Source organism: Alsobacter sp. R-9 (assembly GCF_054612375.1).
In genome coordinates this window covers 19329-39830 of sequence record NZ_JBTSWJ010000018.1, presented here as the reverse complement: position 1 = coordinate 39830, position 20502 = coordinate 19329, and the positions used below count along the sequence as shown (strand labels likewise).

Annotated in this window: 21 protein-coding genes; 15 read left to right on the top strand and 6 right to left on the bottom strand. The window is 71.4% G+C overall.

Annotation, left to right across the window (positions count from 1 at the left end):
• The first annotated feature begins 11 nt into the window (after positions 1–11).
• Genes ACX9GQ_RS22490 through ACX9GQ_RS22475 form a run of 4 tightly spaced genes read left to right on the top strand, consistent with a single transcriptional unit; the run spans position 12 to position 3937 of the window.
• Entirely contained in the window at positions 12–989 is a 978-nt protein-coding gene (locus ACX9GQ_RS22490) for an ABC transporter permease (protein ID WP_459631845.1), read from the top strand.
• A 10-nt stretch (positions 990–999) separates the two neighbouring features.
• A complete protein-coding gene (locus ACX9GQ_RS22485) occupies positions 1000–1926 on the top strand; it encodes an ABC transporter permease (protein WP_459631844.1) in 927 nt (308 codons plus the stop codon).
• Complete coding sequence (locus ACX9GQ_RS22480; RefSeq protein WP_459631843.1) at positions 1923–2924, top strand: ABC transporter ATP-binding protein; 1002 nt, start codon at positions 1923–1925, stop codon at positions 2922–2924. Before ACX9GQ_RS22485 ends, ACX9GQ_RS22480 begins: the two co-directional genes overlap by 4 nt.
• Positions 2921–3937: an ABC transporter ATP-binding protein gene (locus ACX9GQ_RS22475; RefSeq protein ID WP_459631842.1), complete on the top strand. Its 1017-nt coding sequence runs from the start codon at positions 2921–2923 to the stop codon at positions 3935–3937. The genes ACX9GQ_RS22480 and ACX9GQ_RS22475 overlap by 4 nt, the downstream gene beginning before the upstream one ends.
• A 6-nt stretch (positions 3938–3943) precedes the next feature.
• Here the strand turns inward: ACX9GQ_RS22475 and ACX9GQ_RS22470 are convergent, their stop codons facing one another.
• Positions 3944–4744, bottom strand: a complete 801-nt coding sequence (locus tag ACX9GQ_RS22470) for a DUF3750 domain-containing protein (RefSeq protein ID WP_459631841.1) — start codon at positions 4742–4744, stop codon at positions 3944–3946.
• Positions 4745–4808: 64 nt separating this feature from the next.
• On the opposite strand from ACX9GQ_RS22470, the gene ACX9GQ_RS22465 reads away from it, so the two are divergent.
• On the top strand, positions 4809–5090 hold the full coding sequence (locus tag ACX9GQ_RS22465) for a Uma2 family endonuclease (RefSeq protein WP_459631840.1): 282 nt from the start codon (positions 4809–4811) through the stop codon (positions 5088–5090).
• A gap of 30 nt (positions 5091–5120) precedes the next feature.
• Here ACX9GQ_RS22465 and scpA read toward each other — a convergent pair whose 3' ends face one another.
• Both scpA and ACX9GQ_RS22455 read right to left on the bottom strand, forming a co-directional pair.
• Positions 5121–7286, bottom strand: a complete 2166-nt coding sequence (scpA, locus tag ACX9GQ_RS22460; protein WP_459631839.1) for a methylmalonyl-CoA mutase — start codon at positions 7284–7286, stop codon at positions 5121–5123.
• A gap of 4 nt (positions 7287–7290) precedes the next feature.
• Positions 7291–9150 (bottom strand): methylmalonyl-CoA mutase family protein, encoded by a 1860-nt coding sequence (locus ACX9GQ_RS22455; RefSeq protein ID WP_459631838.1) that lies wholly within the window; start codon positions 9148–9150, stop codon positions 7291–7293.
• A 250-nt stretch (positions 9151–9400) separates the two neighbouring features.
• On the opposite strand from ACX9GQ_RS22455, the gene ACX9GQ_RS22450 reads away from it, so the two are divergent.
• The gene (locus ACX9GQ_RS22450; protein ID WP_459631837.1) at positions 9401–9973 is read left to right on the top strand and encodes a hypothetical protein; all 573 of its coding nucleotides are present in this window, start codon (positions 9401–9403) and stop codon (positions 9971–9973) included.
• A 127-nt stretch (positions 9974–10100) separates the two neighbouring features.
• On the opposite strand, the gene ACX9GQ_RS22445 is transcribed toward ACX9GQ_RS22450, so the two are convergent.
• Both ACX9GQ_RS22445 and ACX9GQ_RS22440 read right to left on the bottom strand, forming a co-directional pair.
• Positions 10101–10511 (bottom strand): DUF4332 domain-containing protein, encoded by a 411-nt coding sequence (locus ACX9GQ_RS22445; protein ID WP_459631836.1) that lies wholly within the window; start codon positions 10509–10511, stop codon positions 10101–10103.
• Between the two features lie 74 nt (positions 10512–10585).
• A complete protein-coding gene (locus tag ACX9GQ_RS22440; RefSeq protein WP_459631835.1) occupies positions 10586–10969 on the bottom strand; it encodes a DUF2267 domain-containing protein in 384 nt (127 codons plus the stop codon).
• Positions 10970–11162: 193 nt separating this feature from the next.
• Between ACX9GQ_RS22440 and ACX9GQ_RS22435 the strand changes: the two genes are divergently transcribed.
• The 3 genes from ACX9GQ_RS22435 to ACX9GQ_RS22425 all read left to right on the top strand — a co-directional run bounded on the left by ACX9GQ_RS22435 (position 11163) and on the right by ACX9GQ_RS22425 (position 14703).
• A complete protein-coding gene (locus tag ACX9GQ_RS22435; protein ID WP_459631834.1) occupies positions 11163–12704 on the top strand; it encodes a helicase HerA-like domain-containing protein in 1542 nt (513 codons plus the stop codon).
• 206 nt (positions 12705–12910) lie between these two features.
• Positions 12911–14296, top strand: a complete 1386-nt coding sequence (locus ACX9GQ_RS22430; protein WP_459631833.1) for a dipeptidase — start codon at positions 12911–12913, stop codon at positions 14294–14296.
• The gene (locus ACX9GQ_RS22425; protein ID WP_459631832.1) at positions 14293–14703 is read left to right on the top strand and encodes an NUDIX domain-containing protein; all 411 of its coding nucleotides are present in this window, start codon (positions 14293–14295) and stop codon (positions 14701–14703) included. Before ACX9GQ_RS22430 ends, ACX9GQ_RS22425 begins: the two co-directional genes overlap by 4 nt.
• On the opposite strand, the gene ACX9GQ_RS22420 is transcribed toward ACX9GQ_RS22425, so the two are convergent.
• Positions 14675–15682, bottom strand: coding sequence for an asparaginase (locus ACX9GQ_RS22420; RefSeq protein ID WP_459631831.1), 1008 nt, complete (start codon positions 15680–15682; stop codon positions 14675–14677). The two genes, ACX9GQ_RS22425 and ACX9GQ_RS22420, sit on opposite strands and share 29 nt — an antisense overlap.
• A 165-nt stretch (positions 15683–15847) precedes the next feature.
• On the opposite strand from ACX9GQ_RS22420, the gene ACX9GQ_RS22415 reads away from it, so the two are divergent.
• The 6 genes from ACX9GQ_RS22415 to ACX9GQ_RS22390 all read left to right on the top strand — a co-directional run bounded on the left by ACX9GQ_RS22415 (position 15848) and on the right by ACX9GQ_RS22390 (position 20394).
• Complete coding sequence (locus ACX9GQ_RS22415) at positions 15848–16678, top strand: alpha/beta hydrolase (protein ID WP_459631830.1); 831 nt, start codon at positions 15848–15850, stop codon at positions 16676–16678.
• Between the two features lie 296 nt (positions 16679–16974).
• Positions 16975–17211 carry an Lrp/AsnC ligand binding domain-containing protein gene (locus ACX9GQ_RS22410; RefSeq protein ID WP_459631829.1) on the top strand — a complete coding sequence of 79 codons (237 nt, stop codon included), beginning with the start codon at positions 16975–16977 and terminating at the stop codon, positions 17209–17211.
• A gap of 97 nt (positions 17212–17308) precedes the next feature.
• Entirely contained in the window at positions 17309–17629 is a 321-nt protein-coding gene (locus ACX9GQ_RS22405; RefSeq protein WP_459631895.1) for a YkvA family protein, read from the top strand.
• Positions 17630–17776: 147 nt separating this feature from the next.
• Positions 17777–18784 carry a methylmalonyl Co-A mutase-associated GTPase MeaB gene (gene meaB / locus ACX9GQ_RS22400; RefSeq protein ID WP_459631828.1) on the top strand — a complete coding sequence of 336 codons (1008 nt, stop codon included), beginning with the start codon at positions 17777–17779 and terminating at the stop codon, positions 18782–18784.
• Entirely contained in the window at positions 18781–19446 is a 666-nt protein-coding gene (locus ACX9GQ_RS22395) for a pyroglutamyl-peptidase I (protein ID WP_459631827.1), read from the top strand. Before meaB ends, ACX9GQ_RS22395 begins: the two co-directional genes overlap by 4 nt.
• Before the next feature lie 111 nt (positions 19447–19557).
• Positions 19558–20394, top strand: coding sequence for a ComEC/Rec2 family competence protein (locus ACX9GQ_RS22390; RefSeq protein ID WP_459631826.1), 837 nt, complete (start codon positions 19558–19560; stop codon positions 20392–20394).
• Positions 20395–20502: the final 108 nt, after the last annotated feature.

Here is a 20502-nt window from a genome sequence, read left to right as displayed (position 1 = left end):
GGAGGGCGGCCATGCTCGTTTATTTCATCCGGCGTCTCGGGCAGGCGGCACTCGTCGTGGCGGTGATGGCGACGATCGTCTTCGTGTCGATCTACATGATCGGCAATCCGGTCGACGTGCTCGCCAACCCCAACGCCGACCAGAAGGAGATGGCCGAGATCGCCGCCCGGCTCGGCCTCGACAAGCCGCTGTGGGAGCAGTTCGGCCTTTTCGTCTGGAACAGCCTGCACGGCGACCTCGGCCGCTCCTTCGTGTTCAACGAGCCGGCGCTCAAGCTGATCCTCCAGCGCATGCCGGCGACGATGGAACTGGCGCTGCTGGCGCTCGTGTTCTCCATCGCCATCGGCATCCCGCTCGGTGTCATCGCCGGCCTCTATCCCAACGGCATCGTCGGCCGCAGCATCATGGGCGGCTCGATCCTCGGCTTCTCCCTGCCGAACTTCTGGATCGGCCTGATGCTGATCCTGTTCTTCGCCGTGCAGTTGAAGTGGCTGCCGTCCGGCGGCCGGGGACCGACGACGGACATTCTCGGCATCAAGGTCAGCTTCCTGACCTGGGAGGGGCTTCGCTACCTCATTCTCCCAGCCTTCACGCTGGCCCTCTACAAGGCGGCGCTGGTGATCCGCCTCGCCCGCGCGGGAACGCGCGAGGTCATGCTGCAGGACTACGTCCGCTTCGCCCGCGCCAAGGGCCTGTCGCCGACCCGCATCGTCATGGTGCACGTGCTGAAGGCGATCATGATCCCCATCGTCACCGTGCTCGGCCTCGAGCTCGGCGGCATGATCGCCTTTGCCGTCGTCACCGAGACGGTGTTCGCCTATCCGGGGATGGGCAAGCTGCTGATCGACTCGATCGGCCGGCTCGACCGGCCGGTGATCGTCGCCTACCTGATGCTCGTGGTGGTCCTCTTCGTCGTCATCAACTTCGTCGTCGACCTCATCTACGCCGCCCTCGATCCCCGGGTGCGGCTTGCCGAGGCCAAGGCGTGAGGACGCAGCCATGACCGACGTCTTGCGCCAGCCCGTTGCCGTCGCGCCGCCCTCGGTCGAGCGCGGCGAGAGCCTCCTGCGCCGCCGCGTGAGCGAGTACTTCGACACGCCGCTCGCGTGGTTCGGCGTGCTCCTGCTGCTCGCCCTCGTGATGGCGGCCATCTTCGCGCCGTGGCTTGCGCCGCAGAACCCCTACGACCTCGCGCAGCTCGACATCATGGACGGCACGCTTCCGCCGGGATCGAAGGCGGCGGCGGGCTACGTCTACCACCTCGGCACCGACGAGCAGGGCCGCGACATGCTCTCGGCCATCCTCTACGGGCTGCGCATCTCGCTCTTCGTGGCGGTGACCTCGACGGTGCTCGCCTGCACCATCGGCGCCTCGGTGGGTGTCGCCGCCGCCTATGCCGGCGGGCGGGTCGAGAACGCGGTGATGCGTCTCGTCGACCTGCAATTGTCCTTCCCGTCGATCCTGATCGCGCTCGTGCTGCTCGCCGCCTTCGGCCGCGGCATCGACAAGGTCATTATCGCGCTGGTCGTGGTGCAGTGGGCGTACTACGCGCGCACCGTGCGCGGCAACGCGCTGGTCGAGCGCAACCGCGAGTACATCGAGGCGGCCCGCTGCCTCGCGCTGCCCAAGAGCCGCATCGTCTTCCGCCACCTGCTGCCGAACTGCCTGCCGCCGCTGATCGTCGTGGCGACCGTGCAGGTCGCCCACGCGATCGCGCTCGAGGCGACGCTGTCCTTCCTCGGCGTCGGCGTGCCGGTGACGGAACCGTCCCTCGGCCTGCTCATCAAGAACGGCTACGACTACCTGCTCTCCGGCAAGTACTGGATCTCGACCTACCCGGGCGTGGCCCTCGTCGTCGCCATCGTCGCCATCAACCTCGTCGGCGACCGGCTGCGCGACGTGCTCAACCCGAGGCTCAGCAAGTGACGCCCGTCCAAGCGCCACCGGTCCTGGAGATCAGGGACCTCGCCGTCACCTTCTCCACCCGCGACGGGCTCGTCCGCGCGGTGGACGGCGTCAGCCTCTCGGTCGGCCGTGGCGAGGTTCTCGGCCTCGTCGGCGAGTCGGGGTCGGGCAAGTCCGTGACCGGGCTCGCCGTGCTCGGGCTCATCGATCCCCCGGGACGCATCGCCGGCGGCTCCATCCGCTTCCAGGGGCGCGAGCTCGTCGGCCTGCCGGAGGCGGAACTGCGCAAGCTGCGCGGGCGCCACGTCGCCATGATCTTCCAGGATCCGATGACGACGCTGAACCCGGTGCTGCGCGTCGACACGCAGATGATCGAGGCCATCCAGGCGCACGAGAAGGTGTCCGACAAGGCGGCGCGCGAGCGGGCGGCGAAGGCGCTGGCGCGGGTCGGCATCCCCTCGCCGAACGAGCGCCTGCTCTCCTACCCGCACCAGTTCTCCGGCGGAATGCGCCAGCGCGTCGCCATCGCCATCGCGCTGCTGCACGGGCCCGAACTGCTGGTCGCCGACGAGCCGACGACGGCGCTCGATGTCACCATCCAGGCGCAGATCCTCGCCGAGGTGCAGCAGCTGTGCGCCGAGACGGGCACCGCGCTCGTGTGGGTGACCCACGACCTTGCCGTGGTCGCCGGCCTCGCCGACCGGGTCGCCGTCATGTACGCCGGCCGCATTGTCGAGGAGGGGCCGGTGGACGGCGTCCTCGACGCGCCGCGCCACCCCTACACCGCCGGCCTCATCGGTTCCGTGCCGAGCCGCAACCGCCGCGGCGAGAAGCTCAGCCAGATCCCCGGCATGACCCCCTCGCTCGCCCGCCTGCCCGAGGGCTGCGCCTTCGGTCCGCGCTGCCCGTCCGTGGCCGCGGACTGCCGCACCGCGGCGCCGCAGGAGACCCGCGGCGGCGACGGCCGCCGCTGGCGGTGCCACCATCCGCTGTCCGTACCCGTGACGGAGCCCGCATGAGCACGCCCATCCTCACCATCGAGGGCGTGTCGAAGCGCTTCGTGAAGCGGGTCGACGTCGCCGGACGCATCGCCAACCTGATGGGCGCGGGGTTGTCCGACCAGGTGGTGCGCGCGGTCGACGGTGTCGATCTGGCCATCATGCCGGGCGAGGTGGTCGGGCTGGTCGGCGAATCCGGCTGCGGCAAGTCGACCCTCGGCCGCATGGTCGCCGGCATCATGGCGCCGACCGAGGGACGGATCCTCTACGAAGGCCAGGACGTCGCGAAGATGGGGCCGGCGGAGCGCAAGCGCGCCGACCTTGCCATCCAGATGATCTTCCAGGACCCGATGGCCTCCCTGAACCCGCGCATGCGCGTCGAGGAGATCGTCGGCGAGGCGCCCGTCGTGCATGGCCTCGTGAAGGCCTCGGCCCGGCGCGACTACGTCGCCGACATGCTGGGCCGCGTCGGCCTCGACCCGGCTGTCATGGGGCGCTATCCGCACCAGTTCTCCGGTGGCCAGCGCGCGCGCATCGGCATCGCCCGCGCGCTCGCCGTCAAGCCGCGCGTCCTCGTCTGCGACGAGGCGGTGGCGGCGCTCGACGTCTCGATCCAGGCGCAGGTGCTGAACCTGTTCATGGACCTGCGGCGCGAACTCGACCTCACCTACCTCTTCGTCAGCCACGACCTCGGCGTCGTCGAGCACATCGCCGACCGTGTCGCGGTCATGTATCTCGGTCGCATCGTCGAGCTCGCGCCGGCCGAGGCGCTGTTTGCCAAGCCGACCCATCCCTACACGCAGGCGCTGCTGGCCGAGGTGCCGCGCCTCGATGCCCGCAAGCGCGCTTTCTCGGCCCTGAAGGGCGAAATCCCGTCGCCCCTCGACCCGCCGCCGGGCTGCCACTTCAATCCGCGCTGCCCGCTGGCCTTGTCGGCCTGCCTGACGGGCCGGCCTCCGCTGGTGGATGTGGGTCAGGATCACCGGGTGGCGTGCAAGGTCACGCCGGCGGTGCTGGGCGCGAAAGTCGCCTGACGGGGATCAGCGGGTGACGCCGTCGGCCGCCGTGGCGGTGCCGACCAGCGGGTCCGACGGCATCCCGATCCGCCCGAAGCCGGGCAGCTTCAGCGCCGGACGACGAATGTCGACGCCGGCGACGAGGCCCAGCACGTTCATCTCCACCCCCTCGATCCACGCCACCGTCAGTCCCAGCAGTCCGCCGAGATCGACCTGCACGCCGGTTCGTGTCGGCGTCAGGCCCGCGAAGCGGCCACCGGGATAACCGTCGGTCCGGAAGTCTTTGCCGAGCGCCGTCGGCGGCAGGGCGATGCCGGCCTCGGGGATGGCCGCGACGACGTGGGCGACGAAGGTGTTGGAGTTCGGACCGGGCCAGGGCGCGTACTGGCCCATCCCGGCATAGGGGTAGGAGGCCACCGCGGCCCGCACCCGCGGGATCATCGCCTCCGCCGCCGGCCCCTCGATGGCCGCGACGAGGTCCGGCACCTGCCCGAACCAGCGCGCGTCGGGCGCCCAGTTGTCGGTGCGCACCGGCGAGCCCCAGCCCACCTTGTCGTAGCGGGTGTAGCGGGCGCCGTCCTTCTCCTTCACCACGATCCAGGTGTGGTGGGCGAAGATGCCCCGCCACCGTCCCACGCGCGCCGCGTAGACGTGCACCATCGCCTCCGGCTTCGCGGCAGGCGGCGGCAGCAGGCCCGCCGAGCCCCAGTTGGCCGACGACCAGGAGCGCGGCCGATCCTGGCCGGACCACCAGACGGCGTGGGCGGCGAGGGGCAGGATGAAGACGAGGAGGAACGCAGCCAGCATCGAACGCAACCGGAGCATGGTGGCTTTCAACCGGACATGAGCATCATCCCGCCAAGTGGGAACCGGTTGGCGGACCAAGATGATGCTACCTCGTGCACAAGAGTGGCGAAATGGAGGTCGTTTCGACGCGGCGACGCACCATGCTTCGCTTGATCATGCCTGCGACCGCGGCGTCAAGGCGCTCCTCTCCGCTCGATACGGCGTGCGGGAGTTGTGGGTCATCGACGCCCGCAGGCGGCGCGCCTTCGTCCATCGCGGGCCGCGCGAACACGGCACCTGGGTCGAGCGCCTGACGCTCGGCGAGGGCGACGTCCTCTCCCACCCGGCGGTGCCGGGCTTCTCGCCGAGGCTCGGCGACATCTGACCGCCGTGCGGGACAGGGCAGCGGACGGCGCTACTCGGCCGCGTCCTTCTGCGCGTAACCGAGGCGCCGGTTCAACTCCTCGATGAGGCCGGCGGCAGCGTCGGCGATGACGGTCCCCGGCGGGAAGATCGCCGAGGCGCCCGCCGTGCGCAGCGCCTCGAAGTCCTGCGGCGGAATCACGCCGCCCACCACGATCATGATGTCCGGCCGGCCCGCCTTCTCCAGTTCCGCGCGGAGCTCCGGCACGAGGGTCAGGTGCCCGGCCGCCAGCGACGACACGCCGACGATGTGCACGTCGTTCTCGACCGCCTGCCTCGCCGCCTCGCCGGGCGTGGCGAACAGCGGGCCGATGTCGACGTCGAAGCCGAGGTCGGCGAAGGCCGAGGCGATCACCTTCTGGCCGCGGTCGTGGCCGTCCTGCCCCATCTTGGCGACGAGGATGCGCGGGCGCCGCCCGTCGGCCTCCTCGAACGCCTCCACCAGGCGTTGCACCCGCGCGACGCTGTCGGACATGGTCCCGACCTCCCGCTTGTAGACGCCGGAGATGGAGCGGATCTCGGCGCGGTGGCGGCCGAACACGGTCTCCAGCGCCAGCGAGATCTCGCCCACGGTGGCCTTGGCCCGGGCGGCGTCGATGGCGAGCGCCAGCAGGTTGCCGTTGCCCCGCGCCCCCTCGGTCAGCGCGGCCAGCGCCGTCTCGACCGCGGCCGGGTCACGCTCGGCCTTCAGGCGCGCCAGCTTGTCCAGCTGTTGCGTCCGGACGGCGGAGTTGTCGACCTTGAGCACGTCGATCGGCGTCTCCTCGGTCGGGCGGTACTTGTTCACGCCGACGACGGTCTGCGTCCGGTTGTCGATGCGTGCCTGCGTCTTCGCGGCCGCCTCCTCGATGCGCAGCTTCGGGATGCCGGCCTCGATGGCTTTCGCCATGCCGCCCAGTTCCTCGACCTCCTGGATGTGCGCCCACGCCTTGGCCGCAAGCTCCTGCGTCAGCCGCTCCACGTAGAAGCTGCCGCCCCAGGGGTCGATGATGCGCGTCGTGCCGCTCTCCTGCTGCAGGAAGAGCTGCGTGTTGCGCGCGATGCGCGCCGAGAAGTCGGTCGGCAGCGCCAGCGCCTCGTCGAGCGCGTTGGTGTGCAGCGACTGCGTGTGGCCCTGCGTCGCCGCCATCGCCTCGATCTGCGTGCGCACCACGTTGTTGAACACGTCCTGGGCGGTCAGCGACCAGCCGGACGTCTGCGAGTGCGTGCGCAGCGGCAGCGACTTCTCGCTCTTCGGCTCGAATTGCTTCACGAGCTTCGCCCACAGCAGGCGCGCCGCGCGCAGCTTGGCCACCTCCATGAAGAAGTTCATGCCGATGGCCCAGAAGAAGCTGAGCCGCGGGGCGAAGCGGTCGACGTCGAGCCCCGCCGCGATGCCGGCGCGGATGTACTCGACGCCGTCGGCAAGGGTGTAGGCGAGCTCGAGGTCCTGCGTCGCCCCGGCCTCCTGCATGTGGTAGCCGGAGATCGAGATCGAGTTGAACTTCGGCATCCGCTGCGAGGTGAAGGCGAAGATGTCGGAGATGATCCGCATCGAGGGCGCCGGCGGGTAGATGTAGGTGTTGCGGACCATGAACTCCTTGAGGATGTCGTTCTGGATGGTCCCGGAGAGCTTTTCGGGCGGCACGCCCTGCTCCTCCGCCGCCACGATGTAGAGCGCCAGCACCGGCAGCACGGCGCCGTTCATGGTCATCGACACGCTCATCTGGTCGAGGGGAATCCCCGAGAAGAGCGTGCGCATGTCGTAGATCGAGTCGATGGCGACGCCCGCCATGCCGACGTCGCCCGCGACGCGCGGGTGGTCGCTGTCGTAGCCGCGATGCGTGGCGAGGTCGAAGGCCACCGACAGGCCCTTCTGGCCGGCCGCGAGGTTGCGGCGGTAGAAGGCGTTTGAATCTTCCGCTGTCGAGAACCCGGCGTACTGGCGCACGGTCCACGGCTGGTTGACGTACATCGTTGGGTAGGGGCCGCGCACATAGGGCGCCACGCCGGGGAAGCCGTCGACGAAGTCGAGGCCGGCGCGGTCCGCCTCGGCGTAGACCGGCTTCACCGGGATGCCTTCCGGCGTCAGCCAGGCCTCCGCGGCGCCCTCGGGCGCGGGCACGCCGGCCGGGGCAAAGGGGATCGCGGAAAAGTCGGGGATGCGGCTCGTGCTCATCGCCTCACTCCAGTCCCAGCGTAGCATGAGCCTCCGACAGCGTCGCCAGCACGTCGCAGCCGGCGAAGACGAAGCCGTCGACGCCCGCCTCGCGCAGTGCAGCCTCCATCTCGCCGGCGCGCCCGGCGAGCCACAGCCGGGTGCAGCCCGCAGCTTTCAGGGCCCGCGCTGCCGCAGCAGCCTCGACGGCATAACGCGCGTCGGTGGAACAGAGGCAGGCGACACGTGCTCCCGATGCCTGGTACGCCGCGACAAGCGCCCCGAGATCGGTCGCCTCGCCGGCCATGAACCCGTCGCCCACCGGGGCAGCGATGCCGCCGGCCTCGAAGAGGTTCTTCACGAAGGTGGCGCGGGCCGTGAAGTCAGCCACCGGGCCGAGCGTCGCGATGAAGACGGACGGCCGCTCGGTCGCCGCGTCGGCGCGGTCGCGCAGGGCTTCGTAGGGCTCTGCGAGCCGCATCGGGGCCAGCGGCGGGAACTGCCCAAACCCCTGCGCCTCCGTGCGCGGCAGCGGCGCCGCCACGGCGACGGCGGCCTCTGCAATGTGCGGGAACTCGCTGGTGCCCGTCAGCGCCTCCTTGCGGCGCGCCAGCGCCTTGGCCCGCGCCTCGCGGGCCGCCACGACGCCGGTCTGGAACGAGCCGTCCGCCAGCGCCGCATGGAGGCCGCCCTTGCGCTCGATCTCCTGCACCAGCGCCCAGGCCTTGCCGGCGAGCTGGTCGGTGAGCGCCTCGATACCGCCCGCTCCGGCAGCGGGGTCGGCGACCCGGGCGAGGTTGCTTTCCTCCAGCAGAACGAGCTGCGTATTGCGGGCGAGGCGCCGGGCGAAGGCATCGGGCAGGCCGAGCGCCTGCGTGAACGGCATCACGGTGACGGCGTCTGCGCCGCCCACGCCCGCGGCGAACACCGCCACCGTCGTGCGCAGCAGGTTCACCCACGGGTCCCGCCGGGTCATCATGCGCCACGCCGTCTCGGCCTCCAGCCGGATCGGCCGCGGCGCGAGCCCCGCGCTCGTCTCGACATGCGCCCAGAGCCGGCGCAGGGCGCGCAGCTTGGCCATGGTCATGAACTGGTCGGCGTCCGCCGCGAGCCGGAATCCGATGGCGGCGCGACCCGCCTCCGCCGGGACGCCGGCCGCTTCCAGCGCGCGCCAGTAGGCGAGGGCGGAGGCGATCGTGAAGGCCAACTCCTGCGCCTCCGTGCCGCCGGCGGAATGGACCAGCCGCCCGTCGGCGCTGCACACGCTTCCGCCGAAGCCCCGGTCGAGGATCGCCCTGCCCAGCGCCCCGAACATCGGCGCCAGCGTCGGCCAGTCGATCGGCGCACCGCCGTGGAGCGCCATCTGCCCCATCGGATCGTAGCCGAAGGCGATGGCGCAGGCGGCCGGATCGAGCTTGCGGCGCTCCACCAGCGCCATCACGGCCTCGGCGGCGTCCTTCGTCTGCATCGAAAGGTCGATCTCGAGCCGGATGCCGGCGTCGAGCACGACGCCATCAAGGGCCGTCTCGACGGTCTGCGTCGAGCCGTCCGGCAGTCCGAAGCCATGGGCGCCGACGCTGCCGGCGAAGACGAGGTGCAGCCCGGTGGCGCCGTTCTCGAGGTCGTGCAGGGCCTGCGCGTTGGCGGTCTTCGCGTCAGGATGGTCGATGCGGGCCAGCAGCTGCCACGGCGCCCCCGGCGTACGGCCGATGACCGGGGAGGCGCCCTCGGCCTTGCCGTAGAGCGGCTCGATGCGCAGACCGTCGGCCGTCGTGCCGACGAGGACCTTGTCGAAGGCGGCGCCCTTGAGCACGCCCTCCACCAGCTTCAGCCACTGCTCTCTCGTCGGCTGCGGAAAGTCCGACGCGAAGGAGAGGTCAGGCATGATGTCTCCCGCCGTTCGTCGCGTTCTCTGCGGCTCCGTTCGGGACGGAGCGGCCCGTCGCCGCATCGCGCGGTCCGGACAGGCGGACCATTGCACCAAGACGCCGAAATGCGCCACCCTCCGTTCGGCTGACGGGGGCTGGGCAATGCATCGCAGGGCGGGGACAGTGGCGGCGGACACGAAGGTCGGAGGGGCGCGACCGAACCGCCGGCGGGGACGCGGCCCCGCTGTCAGCGGGTTCGCCCTGGCGATGGGGGTCCTGACGGTTCCCGCCATCGCCATGGCCCAGTCGGCGCGCAGCGCGCCGCCACGGACCGCCGGCGGGGTCGTCGCCTGCGACTTCAGCGGCTGGTCGGTCGACCGCGGCCATTTCGGCCTCTCCGTCCGCTACGAGCCGAAGGCGGATTCGGCCGTGCTGGCGCGGTTGCCGCCGCCTCGGGTGGTGGGCGTCGACGAGGTCGCCGTGCTGGTGCGCGTCACGGGCTACAGCCCGGGGTGGTTTCGCATCGGCAGCGCCTACTTCCCGGCCGAGGCCGACGACGCCTTTGCGCGCCAGTCGGCGACGTGGTTCCGCGGCGAGGGGTGGGTGCCCGCTGACAGCATCAAGGGCACCCTCGCGGCCGATGCCCTTCGCGCGGCACCCTCGCCGACGGCCAGGGTCGTCGCGCCGCTGCGGGGCATGCGGGGCGGCTTTCCGATCTCGCCCGACGGCATCGCCGTGCGCCGCTTCCTCGCGTGCAAGGGGCAATGGGTGCAGGCCGAGACGGAGTTCGGCACGGGCTGGGTGGCCCGTGTCTGTGCGCGCCAGCTGGAGACGTGCTGACCCGCGAGCAAGCGGCTCTCTCCCCGCGGGGTGTGCCGTCGCAGGACAGGTCCGGGAATGAAGGAGGAAGCGGTGACGAGGAGGGCACCGGCTCCGGGCGGAGCCGGCAGGGCCCGCGGCTCGCCGCTCAGTAGGTGATGGCGGGAGGCAGCTCCTTCGCCATGGCCACCCATTTGAGGACGATCTTCTCGCTGGGCAGCAGGCGGACGAGCTTCTTCTTCGCGTTCGCCTCGCTCATCGCCTTGGCGAGGTTCGCGGCGTTGCGGTTGCGCAGCTCCTTGACGGTGTCGACGCCGGCGGCCTCGAGGAGCTCCGAGTATTCCTCGCCCACGCCCTTGATGCGCATGAGGTCGGCCATGTTGGTCCACTTCAGGATCCGGCTCTCGTCGAGGCCGGTCGCCGTGGCGATCTCCTTGCGGCCCTTCGGATCCTTGCCGCGCACGAGAAGGTCCCCGGTGGACTTGATGCCCGCGGCCTTCAGTTTCGCCGCAAAGGCAGGGCCGATGCCCTCGATGCTGGCGATGGGATAAGACGACATGCGAAGTCCCTCCTGTCCGACGGGATCGCCCTGTGCGGGTTCTGATCCCGGTAGCGCAACGCCCCCTGTCGGCGTCAGACAAACTGGCCGAGGCCGGGCACGGCCCCGACGATCGACCCCATCACGTCCTCGCCGGCCGCCTCGCGGCCATGGGCGAAGAGCGTCCGTCCCAGGTCCTGCATCTGGTCCATGGAGAGCCCCGCGGAGGTCAGCTGCCCGGCGAGCGCCATGAGTCCGCCGCCCGGCATGAACCCTCCGATCGCGCCCATGATGCCGCCGCCGCCGGGCGAGGCCTCGGCCGCGACCTCGGCGGCGCCGGGCATCGCGGCGAACAACGCGGCGATGTCGTCGGCCGGCGCCTCCTTCTGCAGGAACGCCAGCACGATCCCGACGGCCTGCCTCGCGGTGGCCGGATCCAGGCCCGTCACGTCCGCGATCTTCGCGATCAACTCATCCATCAGACTAAATCCTACACCCGCCTTGCGGATTTAAGCTTGATTAACGTCATCATTCATGGCTGGCGCCGAAACTCAAGCGACGACACATGCGATTCGCGCGCGGGAACCACGGAGCCGGCGCGGCGATGTGGAAAGGACACAGCGGCCCGCCTATAACTCGCGGGTCGACGGCGGCGCAGAGGGACGAGACGGCATGGCTGACGCGGGGACGATCCTGATCGGGAAGAGCGGCAAGCCGGAGGTGCTGAACCTTCGCCTGGCCAACCGCCACGGTCTCATCACGGGCGCAACGGGCACGGGCAAGACCGTGACCCTGCAGGTTCTCGCCGAGGGCTTCTCGGCCGCCGGCGTCCCGGTCTTCGCGGCCGACGTCAAGGGCGACCTCTCCGGCATCGCGGCGATGGGCGAGCCCAAGGAGCACTTCGTCAAGCGCGCGAAGGAGATGGGCTACGCCTACCAGCCGGACCAGTTCCCGGTCGTCTTCTGGGACCTCTTCGGCGACCAGGGCCACCCGGTGCGAACGACCGTGCTGGAGATGGGCCCGCTGCTGATGGCGCGCCTTCTGGAGCTCAACGACACGCAGGAGGGCGTGCTCAACATCGCCTTCCGCATCGCCGACGAGCAGCAGCTGCCGCTCATCGACATGAAGGACCTGCGCCTGCTCCTCAACGAGCTCACCAAGGACGACGGCCTGAAGCCGATGGCGACGCAGTACGGGAACGTCGCGGACGCCACGGTGGGCTCGATCCTGCGTCAGCTGCTCGTGCTCGAGAACCAGGGCGCCAACAAGTTCTTCGGCGAGCCGTCGCTCGACCTCAACGACTTCATGAAGGTCGAGGACGGGCGCGGCATCATCAACATCCTCGCCGCCGACAAGCTGATGGGCAGCCCGCGCCTCTACGCGACGTTCCTGCTCTGGATGCTGTCGGACCTGTTCGAGCGGCTGCCCGAGGTGGGCGATCCGGACAAGCCGAAGCTCGTCTTCTTCTTCGACGAGGCGCACCTGCTCTTCAACAACGCGCCCAAGGCGCTGCTGGAGGCGGTGGAGCAGGTGGTGCGGCTCATCCGCTCGAAGGGCGTCGGCGTCTACTTCGTCACGCAGAACCCGCTCGACGTGCCGGACACCGTTCTCGCGCAGCTCGGCAACCGCGTGCAGCACGCGCTGCGCGCGTTCACGCCGCGCGACCAGAAGGCGGTGAAGGCGGCAGCCACGACCTTCCGCCAGAACCCCAAGCTGAAGACCGAGGAGGTCATCACCCAGCTCGGCGTCGGCGAGGCGCTGGTCTCCATGCTGGAGGGCAAGGGCATTCCCGAGATCGTCGAGCGCGCGCTGATCCGGCCGCCGCAGGCGCGCGTCGGACCGCTGACCCCCGAGGAGCGCCGGCAGGTCATCGCGTCGAGCCCGCTGCGCGGACGCTACGATCGCGCCGTCGACAACGAGTCCGCCTACGAGATCCTGATGAAGCGCCGCCAGCTGGCGACGCCCCAGCCCGGCCAGGCCCCGCCCGGCAAGGCGGGTCCCGGCCAGGCGCCTCAGGAGGCTTCCGCCGGCAGCGGCGCCGGCGACATCTTCGGCTCGATCCTCGGCAGCATCCTCGGCGGCGGCTCCGGCAAGCGCGGCCGCATGACGGTGACGGAGCGCGTCATCAACAACGCTGCCTCCTCCGCGGCCCGCACCGTCGGCACCCAGATCGGAAAGGCCATCCTGCGCGGCGTGCTGGGAAGCCTGAAGTAACGGCGGGCGCCGGGGCGCCCGCGACACCGGCCCTCCCTGCGCGACCGTCTCGCCGGATGCCCCGCCGCGCGATGTCCGCAGCGGCGTTGGCTTGGCGCGTCTGCGCGCGCAATCCGTCCGAGCGTGCGGATGCCGGCATCCTTGCACCCCCCGGCGCCGGGGCTATGCTCCGCGCTCTCCTTCCGCATCCCTGCCGAGTCCTCCGCATGTCCCACCTCGACGCCGTCCTCGCCCGCATCGACGCCGATCTCGATGCCTCGCTCGCCCGCCTGTTCGACTTCCTCCGCATCCCCTCCATCTCCACCGACAGCGCCTACGCGGCGGAGTGCCGGAAGGCGGCGGAGTGGCTGTCGGCCGACCTGCGCGGGCTGGGATTCGCCGACGCGTCGCCGCGCGAGACGGGCGGCCACCCGGCCGTGGTCGGTCATGCGCCGAAGGCCGGCGCGCCGCACGTGCTGTTCTACGGGCATTACGACGTGCAGCCGGTCGATCCGCTGAATCTCTGGGAGACGCCGCCCTTCGAGCCGCGCCTCGCGACGCTGCCGGACGGCCGGCGGGTCATCTCGGCCCGCGGCGCCTGCGACGACAAGGGCCAGCTCATGACCTTCGTCGAGGCCTGCCGCGCCTGGAAGGCTGTGACGGGCGCGCTGCCGGTCGGCATCACCCTGCTGATCGAGGGGGCCGAGGAGAACGGCTCCAAGGACCTGCCGGAGTTCGTCGCCAAACACCGCGACGACCTGAAGGCTGACGTGGCGCTCGTCTGCGACACCGGCATGTGGGACGCAGACACCCCGGCCATCACCTCGTCCCTGCGCGGCATGGTCTACGAGGAGATCACCGTGAAGTGCGCCGACCGCGACCTTCACTCCGGTCTCTTCGGCGGCGCCGCCGCTAACCCTGTCCGCGTGCTGGCGCGGATCATCGCCGACCTGCACGACGCCGACGGCCGCATCACGCTGGAGGGCTTCTACGAGGGCGTGCCGGAAACCCCGACGCAGGTGCTGGAGCAGTGGAAGGGCCTCGACCTCACCGAGGAGCAGTTCCTCGGCACGGTCGGGCTGAAGCACTCGGTCGGCGAGAAGGGGCGGATGCTGATCGAGCAGATCCAGTCCCGTCCCACCTGCGACGTCAATGGCATCTGGGGCGGCTACACGGGGGAGGGGACGAAGACGGTCATCGCCGCGCAGGCCTCCGCCAAGATCTCGTTCCGCCTGGTCGGGGACCAGGATCCCGCCAAGGTGAGCGCCGCGCTGGAGAAGCATGTGCGGGCGCGCATCCCGGCCGACTGCACGGTGGAGTTCATCCGTCACAAGGGCTCGCGCGCCATCCGGCTGCCCTTCGACATGCCCGCGCTCGTGAAGGCGCAGGCGGCGCTGCACGACGAGTGGGGCGTCGCCCCGGTGACCATCGGGTCGGGCGGGTCGATCCCCATCGTCGGGGATTTCAAGCGCACGCTGGGCCTCGACTCGCTCCTCGTCGGCTTCGGGCTCGACGATGACCGCGTGCACTCGCCGAACGAGAAGTACGACCTCAAGAGCTTCCACAAGGGCATCCGCTCCTGGGCGCGGATCCTCGCCGCGCTGGCGGCATGAGCGCCGCACCCGGCGTCGGCTGCGGCGCGTGGATCGAAGAGGACGGCCGCGTCCTCCTCGTCCACCGCCTGCGCGCGCCGGAGCTGGGATGCTGGAACCTGCCGGGCGGCAAGGTCGACGCCGGGGAGCGCGCGGCGGAAGCGGTGGCCCGCGAAATCTCCGAGGAACTCGACATCGGGATCGCGGTCGGCCCGCTGCTGTGCCTCTCCGAACTGATCGGCGAGGATCACCACTGGGTCTCGCCCGTCTACTGCGCCACGATCGTCGCGGGCGATCCGGTGAACAGGGAGCCGGAGAAGCACGCCGCCGTGCGCTGGTGGCCGCTCGACGCGCTGCCGTCCCCGCTGGGGCAGGCCGTGATGGACGGCCTCGCCGCGCTCAGCCGGCCAGAACACCTGCCGGCCTGAGCCGGCCCACGTCGATCCCGCGCCAGTTGCGCAGCGTCGGCTCGACCATCGCGTCCAGGGCGGTGGCGTCGGCGCCGGCGAGCGGCAGGAAGCGGCGCACGAGGGCGGCGAGCATCACCTCGGCGGCCCGCGTCTGCCCGTCGTCGCACTTCAGCGCGATGCCGAGGCCCTGCCCGGGTAGGGCCGCACAGTAGACTCCCTCGGCGCCGGTCTTGGAGAAGACGCGGTCTCCCAGCGCCGTCATCAGCCGCGTATCAAACCGGTCTGTGCCGGCCACCATGAAGGGGTGCGCAGCCACCGCCGCGCGCAGCCGCGCCGCCGCGGCGGCCCGGTCGGCCGGGATCCCGACGCCGGAGCCGAACCGGGCAAATGCGCGGGCCAGCGCCACCAGCGGCGTCGCGTAGGTGGGGATCGAGCAGCCGTCGACGCCGCGCAGCGCCGTCTCCAGCCGCACGCCGGTCATGTCCTCGACGGCCCGCTTCACCGCCTTCTGCACCGCGTGGTCCGGGCCGACATAGCCGGCCGGGTCGGCGCCGGTGCCGCAGGCGAGGCAGACGAAGCCGGCATGCTTGCCGGAACAGTTGTTGTGCAGCGCCGTCGGTGCCTGCCCCTCGGACGCGAGGTGGCGGCCTGCGCTCTCGTTGAGCGGCCAGTGGGCGCCGCACTCGAGGCAGCCCGGCGTGCGGCCCGCCTTGTCCAGCATCGCCGCGGCGGCGGCCGCATGGGCCGGCTCGCCGCTGTGCGAGGAGCAGGCCAGCGCCAGCTCGGCCGGATCGAGGCCGTACCGGTCTGCCGCGCCGCTCTCCACCAGCGGCAGTGCCTGCAGCGCCTTGACCGCCGACCGCGGGAACACCGGCCGCTCGACGTCGCCGAGCGCCAGCACCACCGCGCCGGTCTCGTCGACCACCGCGACCGAGCCCCTGTGGCGCGATTCGACCACGTCCGCGCGCAGCACCTCGACGAGGACCGGATTGTCCATGGCAGTTCCTTCATCATGCGGCGCGAGGGCCGGACCGGCCGCGGGCATAATGCCTCGCGCCGCCCAAGGCAAACGCATCGCACGAGGCGCGCGTGCGCCGGACGCCCGCTCCCTGCTGACGCGGCCACGGCCCGGCTCTACACTGCGCCCAGGAGACCGCTTCCCATGCCGCCCATCGACTACGACGCCGAGTACAACAACCGGGCCCGCGTGCCCGAGCACCCCGCCCATATCGAGGGCTGGCAGCGCGACGCGGCGGCCTATCGCCAGGTCGCGAAAGGGACATGGGGGCTGCGCTACGGCGACGGCCCGCGCATGGAACTCGACGTCGTCGGCGACGGCAGCGGGCCGGTCGCGCTCTTCGTCCATGGCGGCTACTGGATGGCGCTCGACCGTTCCTTCTTCACCCACATGGCGCGCGGCCTCGCGGCGCGCGGGATCACCGTTGTCATTCCGAGCTACGACCTTTGCCCGGCCGTGGGCATCGGCACCATCGTCGACGAGATCCGGCAGGCCTGCGCCTTCGCGTGGCGCCGGTTCGAGAAGCCGCTCACGGTGGCAGGCCACTCCGCGGGCGGGCACCTCGCCGCCTGCATGCTGGCGACGGACTGGCCGGCGCTGGCGCCGGACCTGCCGCCGCACCTCGTAAGGGCCGCCTACGCGCTGTCCGGCCTCTTCGACTTGGCCCCGCTCGTCCACACCGGCATGAACGCCACCTTCGGCCTCACGCCGGAAGAGGCCGTGCGCCTGTCGCCCGTCACCTGGACGCCGCCCCGGGGGCTGGTGCTCGACGCAGTGGTGGGCGGGACGGAAAGCGCCGAGTACCTGCGCCAGAGCCGCGAGATCGCCGAGCGCTGGGGCGCCGGCGGCGTGCGTACGCGCTACGAGGCCGTCGAGGGCGAGAACCACTTCACCGTCATCGCCCCGCTCGCCGACCCCGGGTCCGCCATGACACGCCGCTTGGCGCAACTGGCGGAACAGGCCGGGCTGCCGTAGCGTCCGGGGGACCGCGATCGCCGACGGCGCCAGCACGGTACCCCTCCCCCTTGTGGGGAGGGGCAGGAGTGGGGGTCTTCGCCCCGCCGAGAGAGTGCGGTTCCGCGCGGCGGGATGGGCCGGTATCGCGATGCCGCGTACCCCAACCCTCAATCCCTCCCCACAAGGGGGAGGAAGGCCTTTCGCCCTTTGTCGGCGTGAGCCCTTCGCAGGCCCATTGGTGATGCACCCGCCCGTGACAGTCCGGACCCTTCGCCCTATTGTCCCCGCCGACAGATGACCAACGGACCGGTGCGATGCAGACCTTCTTCGTCGAGATCAAGTGCAAGCTGGGCAAGACCTACGAGGTGGCGAGCCGCCTCGCGGACGCCGAGATCGCCTCCGAGATCTACTCGACCGCCGGCACCTACGACATCCTCGCCAAGTTCCATGTCGACGACAACGTCGACATCGGCCACTTCGTCGGCCAGAAGGTCCAGGTGATCCCCGACATCATGGACACCCACACCATCATCACCTTCAAGGCGTTCTGACGCCGGCCGTGATGGCGGGGCGCGTGCCGTGGCGGGCCTCCTCGCGCGGCTGAAGGACTGGGCGCGCGGCCTGAAGCGCGAGGTCGTCGCGCTCTGGATGGCAGCCCGGGACCCGCGCGTGCCTTGGCCGGCCAAGGCCGTCGCCGCGATCGTCGCGGCCTATGCCCTGAGCCCGATCGACCTCATCCCCGACGCGGTGCCGGTCCTCGGATTGCTCGACGACCTCGTCATCGTCCCGCTCGGCATCTGGCTCGCCGTCCGCCTCGTGCCCCCTTCCATCATGGCCGAATGCCGCGCCGAGGCGGCCCGCCGGGAGGGAAGGCCGGTGAGCCGGGCGGGAGCCGCCGTGATCATTGCGCTGTGGCTCGCCGGGTCGGCGGCGGTGGGGTGGTGGGCCGTGCGGTGGTGGCGCGGATAGCCCTTCCCGAACGGGCCACCCTCCGTCGCCTCATCCCGTGTGGAGGCCGCGCAGCGGCCGTCTCGAAGGACGCGCCGCGCTCCCGCGGCCCCACCGACCTTCGCACCGGTTGCCGCCAGCCGCCCCGGCGCGTAAGCCTCGGGCACGATGAGTCCCGCCCGGCCCCTCGACCTCGACGATCTCGCCGGCCGCCTCGTGGCGGGCGACCGCGCGGCGCTGGCGCGTGCCATCACGCTCGTCGAATCGCGGCGCGCCGACCACCAGGCCGCCGCCCGCGACCTCGTGCAGCGGCTCCTGCCGCGCACCGGCGGCGCGGTCCGCGTCGGCGTCACCGGCGTGCCGGGCGTGGGAAAGTCGACGACCATCGACACGCTGGGGTCCAACCTCACCGCCGCCGGCCACCGCGTGGCGGTGCTGGCGGTCGATCCCTCCTCCTCCCGCACCGGCGGCTCGATCCTCGGCGACAAGACCCGCATGGCGCGGCTGTCGGCCGACGAGAACGCCTTTATCCGGCCCTCGCCCTCCTCGGGCACGCTCGGCGGCGTCGGCGCCAAGACACGCGAGACCATGCTCCTGTGCGAGGCGGCGGGGTTCGACGTGGTGCTGGTCGAGACGGTCGGCATCGGCCAGTCCGAGACCACGGTCGCCGAGATGACGGACGTCTTCGTCGTGCTCATGCTGCCCGGCGCCGGCGACGAGCTGCAGGGCATCAAGAAGGGCGTGCTGGAACTCGCCGACCTCATCGCCGTGAACAAGGCGGAGGGGGAGGGGATGGCCCGCGCCCGCGCCGCGGCGGCGGAGTACCGCGCCGCGCTGCACATCCTGGCGCCCGCGTCCCCGCACTGGACGCCGCCGGTGATGCTGATCTCGGGCCTCGCCAACGAGGGGTTGAGGGAACTGTGGGAGCAGGTGCTTGAGCATCGGCGCCGGATGACGGCGACCGGCGCCTTTGCCGCGCGGCGGCAGGCCCAGCAGACGCGATGGATGTGGACCATGATCGAGGACCGCCTGCTCGCCCGCCTCCACGGCGACCCTGCCGTGAAGGCCCGCATCCCCGCGCTGGAGGCGGCGGTCGCCGCGGGGTCGCTGTCGCCGACGGTGGCCGCGGAGGAGGTGCTGGGCCTCGTCGGCCTCGCCGGAGGAGCCTTGCCGTGAGCCCGCCCCGCCTGCTCGTCACCGGCTTCGGGCCGTATCCGAAGGTCCGCGTCAACCCGACGGGTGTCATCGCCCGCCGCCTCGGCGCCTCCCGCCGTCTCGCCCGCCTCGGCATCGCGGTGACGGCGCAGGTGCTGGAAACGTCCTACGCCGCCGCGGGAGCGGCGGTGCCACCGCTGATTGCGGCCGTCGAACCGGATGCCTGCCTGCATCTCGGGCTGGCGCCGCGCGAGCGGGTGATCCGCATCGAGACCCGCGGCGAGAACCGCACCCGCCGCCTGTCGCCGGACGTCCGCGGCCGCCGCCCCGCCTCGCTCAAGCTGCGCCCGGAGGCGCCGGCCGCCCTGCGCGGCACGCCCCGCGCCGCCGCGCTGCTGGCGGGCCTGAGGAGGCAGGGGCTGCCGGCCCGGCTTTCGCAGGATGCCGGCGCCTACCTGTGCAACGCCATGTACTTCTGGTCGCTCGACGAGGCGCGTCGTGCCGGCCGCGACCGGCCGGTGGTGTTCGTCCACCTGCCGTGGCCCGCACCCGCTGCCGGCACGCGGAAGTTGAGCGCGTCGCGCCGCCCCCGCATCCCGCTGGACGTCCTCATCGCGGCGCTGGAGGAGATCGCCGTGGCGCTGGTCGTCGAAGGACGCAACCACCACGCGCAGGCCACTTAACGCTTCCGAAAGCCTGTTCCTCCACTCTGGATTCACCGAAGGACCGCCCGGGCGCGCGCTTTCCCGCCCGTCCGCGGAGGCGTCGGGCGTCGTTTACCGGGGTAGCGTGTGATGAGTTCGACCCAGATCCACCTGATCGATCCCTGCGCCGGCATGGTGCTGGTGATCGGCAGCGACGGCTCGCGGCTGCTCTACGGGTCCCGCTTCGGCGCCGGCACCGCCAACGAGATCCTGCAGCGCCTCTTCGAGGTGCTCGAGGACGGCAAGATCGACTACTTCGTGCACTCGGGCTTCGACGCGGACGGCCCGGTGACCGCCGCCGACATCACCGACATGTTCCCCATCGAAACCTGTCTCGAGCCCGAGGGCGAGGGGTTCGCGCTGCCGCAGATCTACGAGAACTTCCGCGCCGAGCGCGAGGTCGAGACGCTGGAGCCCGACGACGTCTGGGAACTCGGTGACACGCAGGTCCGCATCATCGCAGGCCCGCACGGCCGCGAAACGGCCGAGGGGCGCCTGCGCCCTGTCGGCATCCATGTCAGCCACGGCGAGGACCCGGCCGGCGGCAGCGTGCTCTGCACCGGTCCGCTGAACGGGCTCGACTGGCTCGACCTCGGCGAGGCGACGGCGGAACAGTTCCGATCCGACGTGCTCATCGTCGACGGGCGCTTCCCGCTCGACATCATCCTCACCGCACGCGACCGGGGGCTCGTCAGCGCCGACCCGCTGCGCTGGATCGCGCCGCGCACGGTGCTGCTGGGCGCCGATCCGGACGGCGAGAACAAGCTGCGCGTCGCCGCGCGCGAACTCTACGGCCACATCGTCACCCGTCATCCGGGCGGCCGCGGCCTCGTCGAGCTGAGCGGCAAGGCGTGGATCAGCCTCACGCTCGACGGCACGAACGCCGACCTCGTGCAGGAACAAAGGGCCCTCGGCAAGGTCGCCTGAGGCCCCGGAGAGGCGGGCGAGCCTTGCGCCCCGCCTTGCTATCGGCTCTTTTGGGCGGCATCAGCGCGGGCAGCGGCGCACCGCGCCGTCCCGACCCGCGATCCCGAC

Excerpts from the sequence above, each read along its gene's own strand:
- ACX9GQ_RS22490 (WP_459631845.1), top strand. The coding sequence starts at position 12 with ATGCTCGTTTATTTCATCCGGCGTCTCGGGCAGGCGGCACTCGTCGTG.
- ACX9GQ_RS22485 (WP_459631844.1), top strand. The coding sequence starts at position 1,000 with ATGACCGACGTCTTGCGCCAGCCCGTTGCCGTCGCGCCGCCCTCGGTC.
- ACX9GQ_RS22475 (WP_459631842.1), top strand. The coding sequence starts at position 2,921 with ATGAGCACGCCCATCCTCACCATCGAGGGCGTGTCGAAGCGCTTCGTG.
- ACX9GQ_RS22470 (WP_459631841.1), bottom strand. The coding sequence starts at position 4,744 with ATGCTCCGGTTGCGTTCGATGCTGGCTGCGTTCCTCCTCGTCTTCATC.
- ACX9GQ_RS22465 (WP_459631840.1), top strand. The coding sequence starts at position 4,809 with ATGCTACCTCGTGCACAAGAGTGGCGAAATGGAGGTCGTTTCGACGCG.
- scpA (WP_459631839.1), bottom strand. The coding sequence starts at position 7,286 with ATGAGCACGAGCCGCATCCCCGACTTTTCCGCGATCCCCTTTGCCCCG.
- ACX9GQ_RS22455 (WP_459631838.1), bottom strand. The coding sequence starts at position 9,150 with ATGCCTGACCTCTCCTTCGCGTCGGACTTTCCGCAGCCGACGAGAGAG.
- ACX9GQ_RS22450 (WP_459631837.1), top strand. The coding sequence starts at position 9,401 with ATGGGGGTCCTGACGGTTCCCGCCATCGCCATGGCCCAGTCGGCGCGC.
- ACX9GQ_RS22445 (WP_459631836.1), bottom strand. The coding sequence starts at position 10,511 with ATGTCGTCTTATCCCATCGCCAGCATCGAGGGCATCGGCCCTGCCTTT.
- ACX9GQ_RS22440 (WP_459631835.1), bottom strand. The coding sequence starts at position 10,969 with ATGGATGAGTTGATCGCGAAGATCGCGGACGTGACGGGCCTGGATCCG.
- ACX9GQ_RS22435 (WP_459631834.1), top strand. The coding sequence starts at position 11,163 with ATGGCTGACGCGGGGACGATCCTGATCGGGAAGAGCGGCAAGCCGGAG.
- ACX9GQ_RS22430 (WP_459631833.1), top strand. The coding sequence starts at position 12,911 with ATGTCCCACCTCGACGCCGTCCTCGCCCGCATCGACGCCGATCTCGAT.
- ACX9GQ_RS22425 (WP_459631832.1), top strand. The coding sequence starts at position 14,293 with ATGAGCGCCGCACCCGGCGTCGGCTGCGGCGCGTGGATCGAAGAGGAC.
- ACX9GQ_RS22420 (WP_459631831.1), bottom strand. The coding sequence starts at position 15,682 with ATGGACAATCCGGTCCTCGTCGAGGTGCTGCGCGCGGACGTGGTCGAA.
- ACX9GQ_RS22415 (WP_459631830.1), top strand. The coding sequence starts at position 15,848 with ATGCCGCCCATCGACTACGACGCCGAGTACAACAACCGGGCCCGCGTG.
- ACX9GQ_RS22410 (WP_459631829.1), top strand. The coding sequence starts at position 16,975 with ATGCAGACCTTCTTCGTCGAGATCAAGTGCAAGCTGGGCAAGACCTAC.
- ACX9GQ_RS22405 (WP_459631895.1), top strand. The coding sequence starts at position 17,309 with ATGGCAGCCCGGGACCCGCGCGTGCCTTGGCCGGCCAAGGCCGTCGCC.
- meaB (WP_459631828.1), top strand. The coding sequence starts at position 17,777 with ATGAGTCCCGCCCGGCCCCTCGACCTCGACGATCTCGCCGGCCGCCTC.
- ACX9GQ_RS22390 (WP_459631826.1), top strand. The coding sequence starts at position 19,558 with ATGAGTTCGACCCAGATCCACCTGATCGATCCCTGCGCCGGCATGGTG.